General features: G+C 69.0%; 14 protein-coding genes. 3 read left to right on the top strand and 11 right to left on the bottom strand.

All coding sequences use genetic code 11. The features are described from left to right. Nucleotides 1-5 precede the first annotated feature (5 nt). A complete protein-coding gene (locus QNJ30_09970; GenBank protein ID MDJ0943783.1) occupies nt 6-2,018 on the bottom strand; it encodes a PAS domain S-box protein in 2,013 nt (670 codons plus the stop codon). Between the two features lie 251 nt (nt 2,019-2,269). Next, nucleotides 2,270-2,683, bottom strand: a complete 414-nt coding sequence (locus QNJ30_09965) for a response regulator (GenBank protein ID MDJ0943782.1) — start codon at nt 2,681-2,683, stop codon at nt 2,270-2,272. A 314-nt stretch (nt 2,684-2,997) separates the two neighbouring features. Here QNJ30_09965 and QNJ30_09960 point away from each other — a divergent pair, with 314 nt between their 5' ends. The 3 genes from QNJ30_09960 (at nt 2,998) to QNJ30_09950 (ending at nt 6,493) form a co-directional block, all read left to right on the top strand. Continuing rightward, entirely contained in the window at nt 2,998-4,755 is a 1,758-nt protein-coding gene (locus tag QNJ30_09960; GenBank protein MDJ0943781.1) for a diguanylate cyclase, read from the top strand. Beyond that, a complete protein-coding gene (locus QNJ30_09955) occupies nt 4,752-5,987 on the top strand; it encodes a DUF2336 domain-containing protein (GenBank protein ID MDJ0943780.1) in 1,236 nt (411 codons plus the stop codon). The genes QNJ30_09960 and QNJ30_09955 overlap by 4 nt, the downstream gene beginning before the upstream one ends. Nucleotides 5,988-6,133: 146 nt before the next feature. Beyond that, nucleotides 6,134-6,493: an endonuclease domain-containing protein gene (locus QNJ30_09950; GenBank protein MDJ0943779.1), complete on the top strand. Its 360-nt coding sequence runs from the start codon at nt 6,134-6,136 to the stop codon at nt 6,491-6,493. Nucleotides 6,494-6,599: 106 nt separating this feature from the next. On the opposite strand, the gene QNJ30_09945 is transcribed toward QNJ30_09950, so the two are convergent. The 9 genes from QNJ30_09945 to QNJ30_09905 form a co-directional block, all read right to left on the bottom strand. Beyond that, complete coding sequence (locus QNJ30_09945) at nt 6,600-7,943, bottom strand: metallopeptidase TldD-related protein (GenBank protein ID MDJ0943778.1); 1,344 nt, start codon at nt 7,941-7,943, stop codon at nt 6,600-6,602. Nucleotides 7,944-8,223: 280 nt separating this feature from the next. Beyond that, nucleotides 8,224-8,418: an SDR family oxidoreductase gene (locus QNJ30_09940; protein MDJ0943777.1), complete on the bottom strand. Its 195-nt coding sequence runs from the start codon at nt 8,416-8,418 to the stop codon at nt 8,224-8,226. Nucleotides 8,419-8,468: 50 nt separating this feature from the next. After that, nucleotides 8,469-8,810: a hypothetical protein gene (locus QNJ30_09935; GenBank protein ID MDJ0943776.1), complete on the bottom strand. Its 342-nt coding sequence runs from the start codon at nt 8,808-8,810 to the stop codon at nt 8,469-8,471. A 265-nt stretch (nt 8,811-9,075) separates the two neighbouring features. Then, nucleotides 9,076-9,726 carry a hypothetical protein gene (locus QNJ30_09930; GenBank protein ID MDJ0943775.1) on the bottom strand — a complete coding sequence of 217 codons (651 nt, stop codon included), beginning with the start codon at nt 9,724-9,726 and terminating at the stop codon, nt 9,076-9,078. A 2-nt stretch (nt 9,727-9,728) separates the two neighbouring features. Then, nucleotides 9,729-11,162, bottom strand: a complete 1,434-nt coding sequence (locus tag QNJ30_09925) for a hypothetical protein (GenBank protein MDJ0943774.1) — start codon at nt 11,160-11,162, stop codon at nt 9,729-9,731. A gap of 318 nt (nt 11,163-11,480) precedes the next feature. Continuing rightward, entirely contained in the window at nt 11,481-12,788 is a 1,308-nt protein-coding gene (locus QNJ30_09920) for a hydroxyacid-oxoacid transhydrogenase (protein MDJ0943773.1), read from the bottom strand. 118 nt (nt 12,789-12,906) lie between these two features. Then, nucleotides 12,907-13,341, bottom strand: a complete 435-nt coding sequence (locus tag QNJ30_09915; GenBank protein MDJ0943772.1) for an SMI1/KNR4 family protein — start codon at nt 13,339-13,341, stop codon at nt 12,907-12,909. Between the two features lie 161 nt (nt 13,342-13,502). Further along, on the bottom strand, nt 13,503-14,063 hold the full coding sequence (locus tag QNJ30_09910; GenBank protein ID MDJ0943771.1) for a hypothetical protein: 561 nt from the start codon (nt 14,061-14,063) through the stop codon (nt 13,503-13,505). A gap of 156 nt (nt 14,064-14,219) precedes the next feature. Beyond that, nucleotides 14,220-15,734: a UbiD family decarboxylase gene (locus QNJ30_09905; protein MDJ0943770.1), complete on the bottom strand. Its 1,515-nt coding sequence runs from the start codon at nt 15,732-15,734 to the stop codon at nt 14,220-14,222. Nucleotides 15,735-15,805 lie beyond the last annotated feature (71 nt).

Here is a 15,805-nt window from a genome sequence, read left to right as displayed (position 1 = left end):
CGAACCTACCCGAGCTTCGGCAGGGTGAAGCAGAAGCGGCTGCCGCGTTCGGGCGCCGGCTCGACCCAGATCCGGCCGCCGTGACGCTCGACGATCTTCTTGCAGATCGACAGGCCGATGCCGCTGCCTTCGATCGCCTCGCGGGTGTGCAGGCGCTGGAACACAAGGAAGATCCGCTTGGCGAACTTCGCTTCGATGCCGATCCCGTTGTCGGTGATCGCGAAGCACCAGGCGCTGCCCTGGTCTTCGGCGGTCACGGTGATCCGCAAGGGGTCTTCGGCGCGGAACTTGACCGCGTTGCCGATCAGGTTCTGGAACAGCTGAAGGACCTGGACCTCGTCGGCGCAGAGCTGTGGCAGCGGCCCGCGCTCGACCACCGCCTGGTTGCGGTCCAGCGCCGCCTTGAGGTTCTTGAGCGCCTTGTCGAGGATCGCATCGCTGTCGACCATCTCGAAGTCGCGGCCCTTGGTCCCGGCCCGGGCGTAGCTGAGCAGGTCGTCGATCAGGCCTTGCATCCGACGCGCGCCGTCGACGATGAAGCCGATGAACTCCTCGCCGTCGTCGTCCAGCTGGCCGCCGTAGCGCTGCTCCAACAGCTCGCAGAAGCTGCCGATCGTGCGCAGCGGCTCCTGCAGGTCGTGCGAGGCGACGGAGGCGAACTGCTCGAGGTCGGCGTTGGAGCGCTCGAGCTCCCCCTGCTTCTGGCCGGTCAGGATCTGAAGTCCCAGCCACTGGGCGAGCAGGGCGATGATCTCCAGGTCCTCGGAGCCGAAGCTCCGCGACGCCGGCCGCCGTGCCGAGAAGTTCAGGGTGCCGTGGAGCTGGCCGCCGACCATGATCGGCGCCGCGATGTAGGCCTCGAGGCGCAGCTGGCGGTAGCAGCTGCTCCGGCCCAGCTCGCTGCTGCCGACATGGTCGAAGGCGACCGGCCGGCCCAGCTCGACCGTGTGGGCGCAGTAGGTGTCCTCGAGCGCGAAGCTGACCCCGGGCTTGATCGCCTCGACCGCGCTGACCGCATGGCGCACAACGTAGGCCGAGCCGATGATCTCGCTCACCACGCCGCTCTCCAGGCCGAAGTGGTCCAGACCGAGAAGGATCACCTCGTCGATCTTCTCGGCCAAGCTGTGGTGCTGGCTGGCGGTGATATCGAGCAGCCGGCGCAGGGCGAGCTGCTGGCGCCGCGACCGGGTGATGTCCCGGGCAACCGACTGGTACTCGACGATTCCGCCGTCCGGCCCGGCGATCGCGCGATCGGTCCACTCGTGCCAGGCAAGCTGGCCGTCGAGGGTGAGGCTCTGCTGCTCGTAGGTGACCGGCTGGCCCGGATGGAGGCGGGAGATGTGGGACAGCAGGGCGTCGCGTCCGCCCTCGGGGAAGAGATCGGCGAAGGCGGTTCCGAGCAGCAGCGTCTCGGGCTTGCCGAAGTGGTGGCAGAAGGCCTCGTTGACGAAGGTCAGGGTCGTGTCCGCCTCGTAGCGGCAGATCAGCTCGGCCTGGTCCTGCAGGATGGTGCGCAGACGGGTCCGGCTCTTCGCCAGGGCCCGCTCCGCGCGGACCTGGTCGGTCACGTCGGTCAGCACCGCCAGCGAGCGGAGAACCCGGCCCTCGGCGTCGGTCTCGGCGGTCGCCGACAGCAGCACGTTGCGGACCTCGCCGCTCTTGGTGACGACCTCGTAGGCGACGTTGTCGCAGCGGCCGGCCGCCATGAAGGCGGGCAGGATCTCCTCGACGGCCTTGCGCCGCGACTCCGCGGTCAGGAAATCGGAGGAGCGGCGGCCGATCACCTCTTCGCGTCGGTAGCCCATGAACTCCAGCCAGCGGTTGCTGACCTCCACGAGGCGGCCTTCGGTGTCGATCGAGTGTATGATCGCCGGCGTGGTCCGAAGCAGGTGCCAGTCGGCCGCCGTGGCGCCATCCGACTGCGGGGCCTCGGCCGCCGCCGGTGCGGATCTCGCGCCCAGATCCGCCGCCGATCCCAGTGCGCGCACCTGGGAGAGACTGCTCTCGGCGTAGGACATGCCTCGGATTCTCCGCACCTTGGTCTCGGCGGCTGGTCCGCTGCGCCCGCTTGCGCCGCAGTGGTCCGCCTGGGCTGACGCGATTCGGCCGGGCCGCCGCGTCGCCCTATCGCTTTGGGGTAGCCCAAAGGATCAAGGAATCGGCTTTACGCAGGGTTAACGCGGCGGATTTCCCGGCGGCCAGGGGAAATTTTTCCTGGCCGGCCGTCCTGGGGGCCGTCCGATCGGGGACGATCTGTCGAGGGGCGGTGTCAGGAGGCCTGCGGCAGGTCCTCGATCGCCGGCGGCAGGAGCCGCGGTCCGGGCCGCTTCTTCAAGGCTTCGTCGACGGCCTGCTCGAGGTCGGCCATGCGGAAAGGCTTGGAGAGATAGCCCTCGCAGCCGCCCTCCAGGATCTTCTCCTGGTCGCCGGACATCGCGTGGGCGGTGACGGCCACGATGGGGATGTGGCGCAGGGCCGGGTTGTCCTTGATCACGCGGGTGGCGTCCAGCCCCGACATGCCGGGCAGGCAGATATCCATCAGGATCACGTCGGGCCGCAGGGCCCAGGCGAGCCGGATGCCCTCCGGCGCGTCGTGCGCGATCAGCACCCTGTAGCCGTAGCTCTGGAGGGTGTCGCGCATCAGGACCGATATGAGCGTGTGGTCTTCGACGACCAGGACCAGGGGGGTCGCCCCCGCACCCCTGCGACTGGCTGGTCGGCCACGCCCTTCGGCATAAGGCCAGTCCACCGTCATGTTAAGGAAGATAAACGCCCATGGTTAAGAGAAGGTTAAGAAAACGCCGCAGGCTAAATCTTTCGTTCTCATGTATTAAGGCCGAGATGCTGTGTTTTTCGGAGCCGACTCCTACACCGACGGGCGCCGTCAAATAGGTCATTATCAACGCACCTTGGTATTTGGCGGTTAACAGGCTGTTAGGCGGGGGCAGGCAATCTCCCTGCTGACCACTCGAGTCAGTCGGAGAGGGCGGGCACCCAATGAGCGATCAGGAGCATCCGAAAGACGGGGCCGGGGATCGGGCCAAGGATCGGGACGCGGACGGCCCGGCTGCGCCGGAGCCGGGCGGCGAGTTCAGCCTGTTCACCGAAGACGGGCCGCTCTGGCACTATCCCGGCCCGGCCCTGGTGGTCGGCGGCAACGCCGTGGTGCTGGCCGCTAATGCCAAGGCCCGGCCGCTGGTCGAGATGCTGACCCGCGGCGGCAAGCGCGAGCTGCGCGCCGCGATCGACGACGCCCTGAACGGCCGCAGCGCCCAGATCTCGCCGCTGGTGATCGAGGCCGGGCTGCTGAGCGCGGAGGGCGACAGCCAGGCCCTGGACCTCGCGGTCATGCCCTGGGGCCAGGGCACGGCGGTCCTGATTCTCGGGCGCGACGTGACCCTGGAGCGCAACCTGCGCGAGGCGCTGATCGAGTCCCGCCAGCGCTACAAGGACCTGATCGAGGCCTCGCACGAGTTCGTCTGGGAGACCGACGCCAAGGGCTGCTTCACCTTCGTCTCGCCGCGCGGCGCGCTGGGCTACGGCGCCAAGGAGCTGATCGGCCGCAGGGCCGAGGAGCTTCTGGTCGAGGACGAGCCGGCGCCGGGACCCTTTTCCACCGAGGCGCCGCGGGAGAACGTCGAGGTCTGGGTCACCCGGGCCGACGACGAGCCGGCCTGCCTGCTGCTCGACGCCACGCCCCTGCTCGGCCCGGACGGCACCTGGCGGGGCGCGCGCGGCGTCGCCAGCGACGTCACCGAACGCCACCAGCAGGAGAGCGAACGGGCCCGCAGCCGGAACCAGGAGCGCCTCCTAAGCTACATCCTGGGACTGATCCGCAGCGAGCTGGAGCCCGGACGGATGCTCGAGGCGGCGGCCGCCGCCCTGATGCCGGCCCTGCCGACGGCGGGCGTCGCGGTCTACCGCCTGGCCGAGGACGGCGAGGGCGTGCCGCATCGGGCGGTCGAGACCGGCGTCCTGATTCCGGAGGAGGTCCTCGAGGAGGCCCTGGAAGAGCTGGACGGTGAGGAAATGACCGTCGACCTGGAGACCGACGACGGCCTGCTGATGCTCCACACGACGGCCCACGACGGCCGGGTCAACGGCGCGATCTGCCTCTGGCGCGAGCCGGCCGAGGGGGCCTGGGCGGAGGAGGATCGCGGCCTGGTCGAGGAGCTCAGCGTCCAGCTCGGCCTGGCGATCGAGCAGCTGCGCCGGAAGGAGGCGCTGGAGAAGGACTCCGCCATCGACCCCCTGACCGGCCTCCTCAACCGCCGCAGCTTCGAGCGCAGCCTGGAAGAGCGCCTGAAGCAGGCGCCCGGCGCCTGGCGGGACGGGGTCCTGTTCTACGTCGACCTCGACAACTTCAAGCAGGTCAACGATTGCTTCGGCCACGACCGCGGCGATGCGGCCCTGGTCGCGGTCGCGGGCATCCTCAACCGCTTTACCCGACGCCAGGACCTGGCGGCGCGCCTGGGCGGTGACGAGTTCGCGCTCTTCCTGGTCGACATCCCCCTGGAAGCGGCCCGGCGCAAGGCCCGCACCCTGGTGCGCGCCGCCAGCCAGCTGAAGCCCTTCTCGCCGCCCGGCGGGCCGTCCCTGGGCTTCTCGGTCGGCCTGGCGGTGACCGATCCGAACCGGCGCGAGACCCTGGCCGCCCTGATGAAGCGCGCCGACAAGGCCATGTACGAGGTCAAGCACGGCGGCAAGAGCGGCCTCGCCATCGCCCCCAGCTGCCGGGAGGAGGACGCGGCGTGAGCGACGGCGGCGTCGGCGGTCTGCCCTACGAGGAGGCCAAGGTCTACCTCCAGAGCGCCGACCCGCGGGTCCGGGCCGAGCTCGCCGGGCGCGCCGACCTGCGGCCCGAGATGCTCTACTACCTGGCCGAGGACGCCGAGGCCGCGGTGCGGGCCGAGGTGGCGGCCAACGCCTCGACGCCCTACCAAGCCGACATCCTGCTTTCCGAGGACCGCGACGAGGCGGTGCGCGCCGGCCTGGCGGCCAAGGTCGCGCGGGTCCTGCCCGACCTTGGCCCGGCCGAGCACAAGCGCGCCGAGGCCTACGTCGAGAAGGTCCTGGTGACCCTGGCCCGGGACGAGGCGGTCCGGGTCCGCCGGGTCCTGGCCGAAGCGGTCAAGGACCTGGCCGAGGTCCCGGGCGAGGTGGTGCAGCGCCTGGCGCGCGACGCCGCGGCTGCGGTCGCGGCGCCGGTCCTGGAGTTCTCTCCGCTGCTCTCCGACGAAGACCTCATCGAGATCATCCAGGCCGGCTGCGCCGAGGGCCAGCTCGAAGCGATCTCGCGGCGCCGCGGCCTGGGCGCGCCGGTCGCCGACGCCGTGGTCGCGGTCGACAGCGAGCCGGCGACCGCCGCCCTGCTGGCCAACGACAGCGCGCAGATTCGCGAGGAGACCCTGGACCTGCTGGTCGAGCGGGCGCGCAAGGTCGTGGCCTGGCAGGAACCCCTGGTCGCCCGGCCCAAGCTCTCCATGGCCGCGGTGCGCAAGCTGGCCGGCTTCGTCGCCGACCGCCTGCTGGAGGAGCTGGAGGCGCGCCGTGACCTGGACGCCAAGACCGCCAAGTCCCTGGCCAAGGAGGTCAAGAAGCGCCTTGAGGCCCGCGAGGCGGCGGCCGAGGGCGAGGTGCCGCCGGCGGAGCGGGTCAAGGCCCTGGAGGCCAAAGGCGAGCTGACCGAGGCGGCGATCGCCAAGGCCCTGGGCGGCGGCGACCGCGGCTTAGTCAAGGCGGCCCTGGCCGAGAAGTCCGGCCTGCCCGAGGCCGGGATCTCCAAGGTCCTGGACGCCCGCAGCGCCAAGGGCGTGGTCTCCCTGGCCTGGAAGGCCGGGCTTTCGGCCGAGTTCGCGGTCCAGCTCCAGGCCCGCCTGGGCGGCATCGCGCCGGGCGACCTGCTGCGCCCGCGCGGCGGCGGCTATCCCCTGAGCGAAGACGAGATGACCTGGCAGCTCGAGCTCTTCGAGAGCATGGCCGGCTGAGCGCGGGCTCCCCTCACCCAGCTCCGGCTAAGGCTCGACCCCTGGCCTCGCCAAGCCTTCGCATCCCTCTCCCCGAGGAGAGGGTGGCCGCGCAGCGGCCGGGTGAGGGGTGGCGCCCCGGACCTCGCCATGGTGAACTCTGATCGATGTCGACCTCACGTGCCAGAGAGCTGCGCCGCAACCAGACCAGGGCCGAAGCGAAGCTCTGGTCTGCCCTGCGCAATCGGCAGGCTGCGGGGCTCAAGTTCCGCCGGCAGGTGCCCCTGGGGCCCTACGTCGTCGACTTCTTCTGTTTGAGCGCGTCTTTGGTCGTCGAGGTGGATGGAGGTCAGCATGGCGCTCCTGACGGCAGAGCACAGGATGCGCGCCGGACCCGGTGGCTGGAGGCTGAGGGCTACCGGGTCATCCGGTTCTGGAACAACGAGGTCGCGGAGAACCCCGAAGGCGTGCTGACGGTGATCCTGGAAGCTGCCGGAGCGGACGACCCCTCACCCAGCTCCGGCTAGGGCTCGGCCCTTGGCCTCGCCAAGCCTTCGCATCCCTCTCCCGCCGGGAGAGGGTGGCCGCGCAGCGGCCGGGTGAGGGGTGAACTCGCCGGTCGGGTGGGCGGCCTCAGGCTCCGGCCAGGGTCATGCCGTCGATGCGCAGGGTTGGAGCGTTGACGCCGTAGCGGAACACCAGGTCGCTGGCCGGGGTGAGTTTGGCGAACATGTCCTTCAGGTTGCCGGCCACGGTCAGCTCGCTGACCGGATGGGTCAGCTCGCCCTTCTCGATCCAGTTGCCAGCGGCGCCCCGGCTGTAGTCGCCGGTCACCATGTTGATGCCCATGCCCATCATCTCGGTGACGTAAAGGCCCTGGTCGATCTCGCCGATCAGCGCCTCCGGGCTCTCAGGCCCGGCCTTCATGTAGAGGTTGGTCGCCGCCGGGGAGGGCGGCGCGGAGGTACCGCGCGCGGCGTGGCCGGTCGAGGTCAGTCCGAGCTGCCGGGCCGAGCGCAGGTCGAGGATCCAGGTCTTCAGCACCCCGGCTTCGACGATCTCGCGCCGCCGGTTGGCCAGGCCCTCGCCGTCGAAGGGCTTGGAGCGCAGGCCGCGCGGGCGGTGCGGGTCGTCGACGATGGTGATGCCCGCGGCGAAGACCGGGGTCTCCATGGCGTCCTTCAGGAAGGAGGTGCCGCGGGCGATCGCGGTGCCGTTGATCGCCCCGGAGAGGTGCCGCAGCAGGCCGTTGCCGACCCGCGGGTCGAAGACCACGGGATACTTGCCGGTGTCCGGCTTGCGCGGGCCCAGGCGGCGGACCGTGCGTTCGCCGGCGCGCCGCCCGACCTCGGCCGGGTCCTCGAGGTCGGCGCCGTAAACCACCGAGGAGTAGTCGTAGTCGCGCTCCATGCCCTGGCCCTCGCCGGCCAGGACGGCGACCCCGATCGAGTGGGAGGAGCCGGCGTAGCCGCCGGCGAAGCCGTTGCTCGCCGCCAGGGTGACCCGGCTCATCGACCAGCCGGCCTCCGCGCCCTCGGAATTGGTCACGCCGGGCACCGCGCGGGCGGCATCCTCGCAGGCCTTGGCGCGCTCGATCAGGATCTCGGTGGCCGGCTCCTCCGGATCGCAGGTCTCGAGCTCGGGGACCTCGCGGGCGATGTCCTCCGGATCGGCCAGGCCGCAATAGGGATCCTCCGGCACGCTGCGGGCCATGGCCACGGCCTGCTCGACCAGCTGCGCCAGGGCGGGCGGCGTGACGTCGGTCGAGGAGACCACCGCCTGCTGGCGCCCGACCAGCACCCGCAGGCCCAGGTCGCTGCTCTCGGCCCGCTCCAGGCGCTCCAGCTCGCCCAGGCGGCGGGCGTGGGACAGCGAGGTCGCATGGACCATCACGGCGTCGGCCGCGTCGGCGCCCGCGGCCTTGGCGCGGGCGAGCAGATCGGTCAGCAGGTCGAGGTCGTTCTGGTCGGCGGGCATGGAAACTCCGGCGGGACGTGGGCTCGCGTCCCTGTATAGCCCGCCGCGCCCGGACTGGCCATGCGGTCTATCACCCAGAAAAGGCCGCGGTCGCCCTTGCGGGTCCGGGCGGGCAGGGCCGTATCAGATCTGCCGGCCGCCGGAAGCGTTGATGATCTAAGGCATTATCCGATCAGATGGAATCGCTTCGCGATCCATCTGGCCGGATGTAATGCCCTAACTTCAGAGCGATAGCGCACTACTCCCGGCCAGACGCGAACGCGTCTGATCGGGAAGTGCGCTAGCCGGCGATCCAGGCAGCCTCGGGACCGGCGAGGAAGGCGACCACCGCCGCGATGTCGTCCGGCCCGCCGAGGCGGCCGCCGAGGAGCGTCTTCTCCCGGATCTGCTGCTCCGCCCCTTCGGTCAGCACGGCCCGCAGCATGCCGGTGTCGGTCGCGCTGGGCGCGACCGCGAACCTTCCTTTCAAGAACATTCGCGTGTCCTCGCTTCGGTCCGTCCCGGTTCGAAGAATCGCGGCCTTGTCTAGTCGAGATAGGTCTTCTGTCCGGCGTGGGCGTTCATCGCGGTCTGAGGGACATACTCGCCTCGATACGGACGATACCGCGCGACCAGCGCGCGGGCCTCTTCGTAGCCGATCCGGATCGGCAGGCCCGGCACCAGGGCCTCGAAATCGCTTTCCTCCAGGAAGGATGCATAGCCAAGGGCGATGTAGCGCGGGGTCAGCCCGGCCTTCGTCACGCAGCGCTGGATCTGGGCGCGGGTATAGGTCTGCGAATTGCCGAAGTGCCTGAGCAGGCACGGACCGAGGCACTGCGCGTAGCGCTTCGCCGCGCGCCGCCGCCGCCAGGATGAGAACCATCGCATTACCGGAGTCTCCGCCATTTCGAGACCGAGGAAAAGCCGCGGTCAAACGAAAACCGGGCGTCCCTTTTCTGGGACGCCCGGCGGTTTCGAGGAGGTGCCTATGATCGTTGGGGTGTTCGGTCTTGGGGTGTTTGGTCCTCGCGGATAGGGCCCTAGAGCGCGATGATTTGAAGTCCAATCGACTTCAAATCTGAATCCCGCTCTATTTCAACAGGTTAGAGCACGATTCAGATATGAGTTTGGTTCAACCTCATATCATCGTGCTCTAGCCGAAGATCCGGTCCAGGGTGTCGAGGTCGTTGATCTTGCGCCACTCGCCGCCGCCGTTGACGACGCGGGCCTCCCAGGCGTCCAGACGGCTACGGTATTCGTCCGGATCGAAGTTGTCGCTCTTGAGCTTGGTGACGTTGAGCGCCACGACCCGGAAGCCGTCCAGGGTGAAGGCCTGGTCGCGTTTGTAGCCCTTCTTCAGGTCCTCGGCCATGTCCGAGAAGATGATGATGATCTTCTCGCCGTGGTCCTTCTCCTCCAGGAACTCGGTCGCCTGCAGGATGCCGCCGGTGATGTCGGTATAGGAGGCCGGCTTCAGAGACTTCACGAACTTGTCGATGTTCTCCTTGAACTTCAGCTTCTGCTGGTTGGCCATGGAGGGCCGCTCGTCGAAGGTCACCTTGGCGACGATATCCTTCTCCGAGAAGCTGCCGGTGTCGATCCGGGCGACCGCGAAGGAATCGCCCGGGTCCAGGCGCGCCAGGATCACGTTGATGATCTGCTGCGCCTTCTTCATTTCCAGGGTATAGGTGCCGGAGGTGTCCAGCAGCATGTAGACGCCCTTGCCGGGCTTCTGGGCCTCGCCGGAGCAGGAGCCCAGCACGACCGCCAAGGCCAGGGCTGCCAGGGATACGACGCGTTTCATGCTCAGTACCTCTCTTGCACGTGGGCCGTCTTGGCCTTGCGCTGCGGGTCGCCGTGCCTGAACTGGCGCTCGACCCACAGCGGGAAGAAGATGAAGAGGTCGTAGAGGTCGATCAGCAGCTCCGAGATGTACTTGAAGAAGCCGCCGGTCAGCCGCAGGGCCACCGCGATGCCCTTGAGCACACCGCCGGTCACCAGGCCGGAGACGGTGCGCAGGGACTTGAAGAAGGTCTCCAAGGGAATCGCCACGAAGGTAAGCGCGAAGGGCAGGATGAAGCCCATGCCCATCTGCGCCAGGGTGGTGATCCACTGGAAACTGACCGCGACGCTGCCGGCGGCCTCGCCGCGCAGCAGGGCGCTGGTCGCCAGCTCGTCCTGGACCAGGATCTCGCGCATGTAGGCCAGGCCGGCCTCGATGCTTGCCAGGAAGAATAGGAGGCTGAAGGCGGACAGCATCATGATCTTGCGCAGCCTGTCGGAGAGCGCGCCGACCACCGGGAAGAGCCGGGTGATGCGCAGGCAGTCCATCAGGAAGAGGCCCATGGTGATCTCGAGCAGGATGATCACCAGGGCGGCGACGTCGGCGGTCTTGAAGGCGCCGATTAGGGTGTTGCCGCCGACCATCTCGGCCATCGGCCGGGCGATCAGGTGGAAGTTGATCACCGCGCCGCCGATCGCGATGGTCAGAACGAAGACCGCAATCAGGAAGTCGACCAGCGAGGACGACGACAGCTTGCGGACCGCCCGGTCGTCCCGCTTGAGAATCTGCTCGTATTCGTCCATGTGGCGGTCGAGGACCTTGGCGTGGTCCATGATCTTGTTGGCCCGCTTGTCGGCCTGGCCGACCAGGTCAATCAGCTTGCGCCAGTGCGGCATCATGCTCTTGAGGTGGGCGTGGCGTTCCTGGGTGGCGCCGCGGTACTCGTCCAGCGCCTGCTCCTGGGCCTTGACCAGCGACTGGTGGATGTTCTCCAGGATCTTGGAGACCATGCCGTCGCCGGAATCCGGAATCTGCGCCACCGCCTGGACCGCCTTGACCCAGCCCGGGGGCGCCGGCGGCACCTCGACGCTGGCCTGCAGGTCCTCCTCGATCTGGGTGACCTGCTCCTGGATCTTGCGGTGCAGGCTCGGGCACTGGGCCAGGTCCCGGTGGACCGCGGCCTCCAGGCGCTCGAACTCCCGCTCGATGTGGCGCTCGGCCTCTTCGCGGCCGGCGGCCAGGAGAACCTCGCGGTTGCGCAGCTGCAGGTGCTTTTCGGCGCGGATCATCGAGGCCGCGCCGAGGCGGCAGACGTAGTTCAGCGCCCTGCCGAGATGAAGGATCGCGCGGTGGCCGGGTTCGCGCGTGAAATAGAGCGCGAGGGTCGCGACCAGGGCGATCATCAACCAGAAAAGAAAGGAATCGGGCATAAGGCTCAGGGTCTCCGTGAAACGCATATTCGCCTCCTGCTGCTCCTCAGCGGATCAAGGCCCGGCGGAAGCGCCGGTGCTTATTCGATCGAGGGGGCACGTCGCGGTCAGCGGCGGCCATCTTCTTTGTGAAGTGAATAACAGTCGGTTAAGGCGACGACTGATCACCGTTCTGATTCAGGAGCTTATAAGTGGCCACCCTAAGCTCTTGCAGTGGGCCATATTTAGGCACCGAAGTCCGATGAGACCTGTGACATTTCGGTGACCAGCTGTGAAGGAATCCTTAACGCGGCGGCCGGGGGCGGCCGCCGCGGGATCGGCGCCTCCGGGGAAAGGCGGGATTTCCTACCAGTAGGCGAGGGCGGAGACGTAGAGATCCGAGAGCACCGGCTTGCTGATTTCCCGGGGTGCGTTGTCCAGCAGGCGCTTCTGGGGGAAGGAACCCTCGGTCAGGGCCGCCACGTCGGCCTCGCCGTAGCCGACCCCGCTCAGGCCGTTGGGCATCTCGGTCTTGCGCATCAGGCCGATGATCTCGCCGGCCAGGACCTCGCCGGCGTCCGCCGGGGTCGCGCCCCGGGTCTCGGCGCCCAGCAGCCGGGCGCCCTCGAGGTGGCGCTCGGGGCAGGCCTCGGCGGTGAAGCGGAAGACCGAGGGCGCGTTGACGATGACCGACATGCCGTGGGGCACGATCGGCAGCGCCGCCGGATAGCCTTCAGGGCGGAAGTCGCGGACCAGGCCCGAGACCGAATAGGACATGCCGTGGGGCGCGTGGCAGCCGGCGTTGCCGAAGGCGATCCCGGCCAGGGTCGCCGCCCACATCAGCTGCCCCCGGGCCTCATCGTCCTCGGCGTCGTCGACCGCCCGGACCATGTATTCGCCTAGGATCCGCACCGCCTCGCGGCAGCCCAGGTCGCTCCAAGGATTGGCGCCCTGGCTCATCGGGCGCAGCGACGGCTTGGCCGGGGCGGCGCGCTGAGAGTAGGGCTGGGCGGTGTAGGACTCCAGGGCGTGGCTCAGGACGTCGAAGGCGCTGGCGGCGACCACGTTCTTGGGCAGGCTGCGCGTCGTCTCCGGGTCGATCAGCGCCATGGCGGGCCGCAGCCGGCGCGAGACGATCCCGGTCTTGGCCTTCATGGCCAAGAGATCGAAGACCGCGATCCCGGTGCATTCGCTGCCGGTGCCGCTGGTCGTCGGGCACGCGATGTGCGGCTTGAGCGGCCCGGGGATCGCCTGGCCGCCGCCGATCGGCGCGTTGACGTAGGTCAGGAACTCGGCCGGGTGGCTGGAATAGAGGTTGGCCGCCTTGGTGGTGTCGATCACCGAGCCGCCGCCCAGGGAGAGGAAGCCGTCGACCCCGGACTCGCCGGCGAAGCGGCTGGCCGCCTGGAAGGACCCGTCGGTCGGCTCGACCTGGACCTCGTCGTAGAGCACCACGTCCAGGCCGGCGGACTGCAGCGCATCCTTGACGATGGCCGTGTGCTCGAGCTCTGCCAGGCGGGCGTCGGTCATCAGGGCGATGCGCGAGATGCCGAGCGCCGCGGCGTGGTCGCCGGCCTCCTTCAGGACGCCGCGGCCGAAGGTGATCGCCGACATGTCGACCGAGAAGGCCTCGTCGCCCCCTTCGCTCGGCGCATAGTAGTGGCAGCAGCCCATCGGCGTCCTCCCGGTTTCGGCGTTTCTGGCTTTCGGGAATTCTTGGCCGTCGGCGCGGCCCTGTCCAGCCCCCCGCGCGCGGGGGCTTGCTCCGCCGGCCTGGCCGGCCGGGAGGGGCTCAGCCGCCGTAGATCCGTTCGACGAAGTCGGCCTTGGCCTGCATCTTCAGGAAGCTGTTGAAGCCGGGCGCCACGAAGATGGCGGCCTTCCGGGACATGCCGATGAAGGGCACCATGACGATCGGCAGGCCCAGCGTGATGGTGTCGAAGGCATAGGCCTCGGCGCCGCCGTTGCCGCCGAAGGCGAAGAGGCCCGGCGCCTTCTCCTCCAACTGGTACTTCTGGTTCCAGTCGATCAGGTCTTCCAGGCGCCAAAGATGCAAGTGGTTGGTCGAAATGCTGCCTTCGGCGCCGTTGGAGTACATCATGAAGGCCTTGTACTGCCCGGGCAGCGGGAAGGTCAGCGCGCGCTCGATTGCGTCCAGCGCCGCCGGTTTTGCCGGCGGGTGGAGCTGAAGATCTCCGAGCAGGCCTTCGATTTCCGGTGGTATCACGAGCTTTCGGGTCTTTCGTAAGTCTGGCGCAAGCCCGGCCCGATGGCCGCCCCCGCCGGTGGTGTACTGCCGCGCCGCTCAGGATCGCAGAGAATCCTTCAATATTGTTTAAATGGAACGATTAGGACCGCAGTCCTCGGGCCTGCGCCGGGAGGTCGCGGTCACCCGGACTTCCGCCCGAGATCCGCCAGATTCAGCCGTTCCAGCACGTTCTTGAGCAGCTCGACCGCGGTCTTTCGCGCCGCGGGCCCGGAGAGCCCAAGGGTCAGGAGGCTGCCGTCCTCCTTGAACAGGGTGATCTGGTTCAGTCCCGGGCTCCAGGCGGCACCGGCGCCCAGGGCCGGCAGGGGCTCGAAGGCGAGCCTCTGCGCTCCGGAGAGCGCCGCGTTCACCGAGGCGGCGTGGGCCTTCAGCAGGTCGGCAGGCCCGCCCTCGGCCGGCCCTCCCAGGTTTCGCAGCACCATGAGGGTCGCGACCTTGGTGCCATTGGCGAGCGAACAGGTCGTGACCTGGGCGCCTTCGCGCTCGAACTCCAGGCGTGCGGTGACTTCGGTGCTGCCGCCCAGGCGGCTGTCGGCCCCGGCCTCGACCAGCAGGTCGCAGGCGTGCGGCCAAAACCCCTCTTGTGGATAGGCGGCGGTCGAGGTCAGGCCGCCGACCAGGAGGCCGGCGATCACGGCCAGCCTCAGGCGGCATAGGACGGACTCCGAGAACGGCGGCATTCTGCCTCCTTCGTTTGCGGACGATCAGTACGGGGGGCTGCGAGGCTTCGGCAGGGCGGGGGCACCCTGCCGTCGTGGTCAAGCCGCCCGATCCTAGTTCGGCGGCGCGCCAGCGTCCTCACCCATTTGGACGGGAAAGCGGACTTTTTCGGGTCCCTACTTCCAGATCGCCTTGCCGCTGCCGGGCAGGCCAAGGTCCGCCCACATCCGGTCGACCTTCTCGACCACGGCGTCGGTCATGCGGATCTTGCGGCCCCATTCGCGCTTGGTCTCGGGCGGCCACTTGTCGGTGGCGTCCAGGCCGATCTTGGAGCCCAGGCCGCTCTCCGGCGAGGCGAAGTCCAGATAGTCGATCGGCGTGTTCTCGATCAGGGTGATGTCGCGGGCCGGGTCCATGCGGGTCGAGACCGCCCAGATCACGTCCTTCCAGTCGCGGGCGTCGATGTCGTCGTCCACCACGATGACCCACTTGGTGTACATGAACTGGCGCAGGTAGGACCAGACGCCGAGCATGACCCGCTTGGCGTGTCCGGGATAGGCCTTCTTCATCGAGACCACCGCGACCCGGTAGCTGCAGCCCTCGGGCGGCAGCCAGAAATCTCGGATCTCGGGGAACTGCTGCTGCAGCAGGGGGACGAAGACCTCGTTCAGGGCCTCGCCCAGGACCGAGGGCTCGTCCGGCGGCCGGCCGGTGAAGGTCGAGAGGTAGATCGGCGCCCGGCGCCGGGTGATCGCCTTGACGGTGAAGACCGGAAAGGGCTCGACCGCGTTGTAGTAGCCGGTGTGGTCGCCGTAGGGGCCCTCGTCGCGATAGTCCTGGAGGCTGACCTCGCCCTCCAGGACGATCTCGGCGGCCGCCGGGACCTTGAGGGGCACGGTCTTGCAGTCGACCAGCTCGACCTTCTGGCCGCGCAGCAGGCCGGCGAAGTGGTACTCGGACAGGGTATCGGGGACCGGGGTCACGGCGGCGATGATGGTGCCGGGATCGGCGCCGATGACGGCGGCGGCGGGCAGGGGCTCCGGCCGGGACTGCTTCCAGCGGGCGTGGTGCTGGGCGCCGCCGCGGTGCTTCAGCCAGCGCATCAGGGTCCGGTCGCGCCCGATCACCTGCATCCGGTAGATGCCGAGGTTGAAGGAATCGGCCTTGTCGCCCTCGGGGTCGGGGCCCCGGGTCACGATCAGCGGCCAGGTGATCAGGGGCGCCGGCTCGTCCGGCCAGCAGGTCTGGACCGGCAGGGCCGAAAGGTCGATGTCGTCGCCCTGGAGGACGACCTCCTGGCAGGGCGCCCGCGAGACGGTCTTGGGCCGCATAGCCAGGACCTGCTTCAGGAGCGGCCACTTCTCCCAGGCCTCGCGCAGGCCGCCCGGCGGCTCGGGCTGGCGCAGGAAGGCCAGGGTCTCGCCGACCTCGCGGAGCTGCGCCGGCTCCCGGTCCATGCCCCAGGCGACCCGCTCGACCGTGCCGAAGAGGTTGGCCAGGACCGGCATGTCGTAGGCCTTGCCGCCCTCTTCCACGACGGTCTCGAAGAGCACCGCCGGGCCGCCCTCGGCCAGCAGCCGGGTCTGGATCTCGGTCATCTCCAGCACCGGCGAGACCGGCGCCGTGACCCGGACCAGGCGGCCGTCGCGTTCCAGTCGTTCGATGAAGTCGCGGAGGGAGGCGTAAGGCATGGAAGCGGCTCGCAGATCTCGCTGGCCCCATAAGGCCGGGGCCGAGTCGGCGCGTCAAGCGGCCCCGCGCA

The organism is Kiloniellales bacterium, assembly GCA_030066685.1.
In the GTDB taxonomy this organism is placed as follows: Bacteria; Pseudomonadota; Alphaproteobacteria; order Kiloniellales; family JAKSBE01; genus JAKSBE01.
This window is presented reverse-complemented; position numbering and strand designations above follow the sequence as displayed.

What these genes read in the sequence shown, in the direction of transcription:
- QNJ30_09970 (MDJ0943783.1), bottom strand. Translation starts at nt 2,018, where the DNA reads ATGTCCTACGCCGAGAGCAGTCTCTCCCAGGTGCGCGCACTGGGATCG.
- QNJ30_09960 (MDJ0943781.1), top strand. Translation starts at nt 2,998, where the DNA reads ATGAGCGATCAGGAGCATCCGAAAGACGGGGCCGGGGATCGGGCCAAG.
- QNJ30_09950 (MDJ0943779.1), top strand. Translation starts at nt 6,134, where the DNA reads ATGTCGACCTCACGTGCCAGAGAGCTGCGCCGCAACCAGACCAGGGCC.
- QNJ30_09945 (MDJ0943778.1), bottom strand. Translation starts at nt 7,943, where the DNA reads ATGCCCGCCGACCAGAACGACCTCGACCTGCTGACCGATCTGCTCGCC.
- QNJ30_09940 (MDJ0943777.1), bottom strand. Translation starts at nt 8,418, where the DNA reads ATGTTCTTGAAAGGAAGGTTCGCGGTCGCGCCCAGCGCGACCGACACC.
- QNJ30_09935 (MDJ0943776.1), bottom strand. Translation starts at nt 8,810, where the DNA reads ATGCGATGGTTCTCATCCTGGCGGCGGCGGCGCGCGGCGAAGCGCTAC.
- QNJ30_09930 (MDJ0943775.1), bottom strand. Translation starts at nt 9,726, where the DNA reads ATGAAACGCGTCGTATCCCTGGCAGCCCTGGCCTTGGCGGTCGTGCTG.
- QNJ30_09925 (MDJ0943774.1), bottom strand. Translation starts at nt 11,162, where the DNA reads ATGCGTTTCACGGAGACCCTGAGCCTTATGCCCGATTCCTTTCTTTTC.
- QNJ30_09920 (MDJ0943773.1), bottom strand. Translation starts at nt 12,788, where the DNA reads ATGGGCTGCTGCCACTACTATGCGCCGAGCGAAGGGGGCGACGAGGCC.
- QNJ30_09910 (MDJ0943771.1), bottom strand. Translation starts at nt 14,063, where the DNA reads ATGCCGCCGTTCTCGGAGTCCGTCCTATGCCGCCTGAGGCTGGCCGTG.
- QNJ30_09905 (MDJ0943770.1), bottom strand. Translation starts at nt 15,734, where the DNA reads ATGCCTTACGCCTCCCTCCGCGACTTCATCGAACGACTGGAACGCGAC.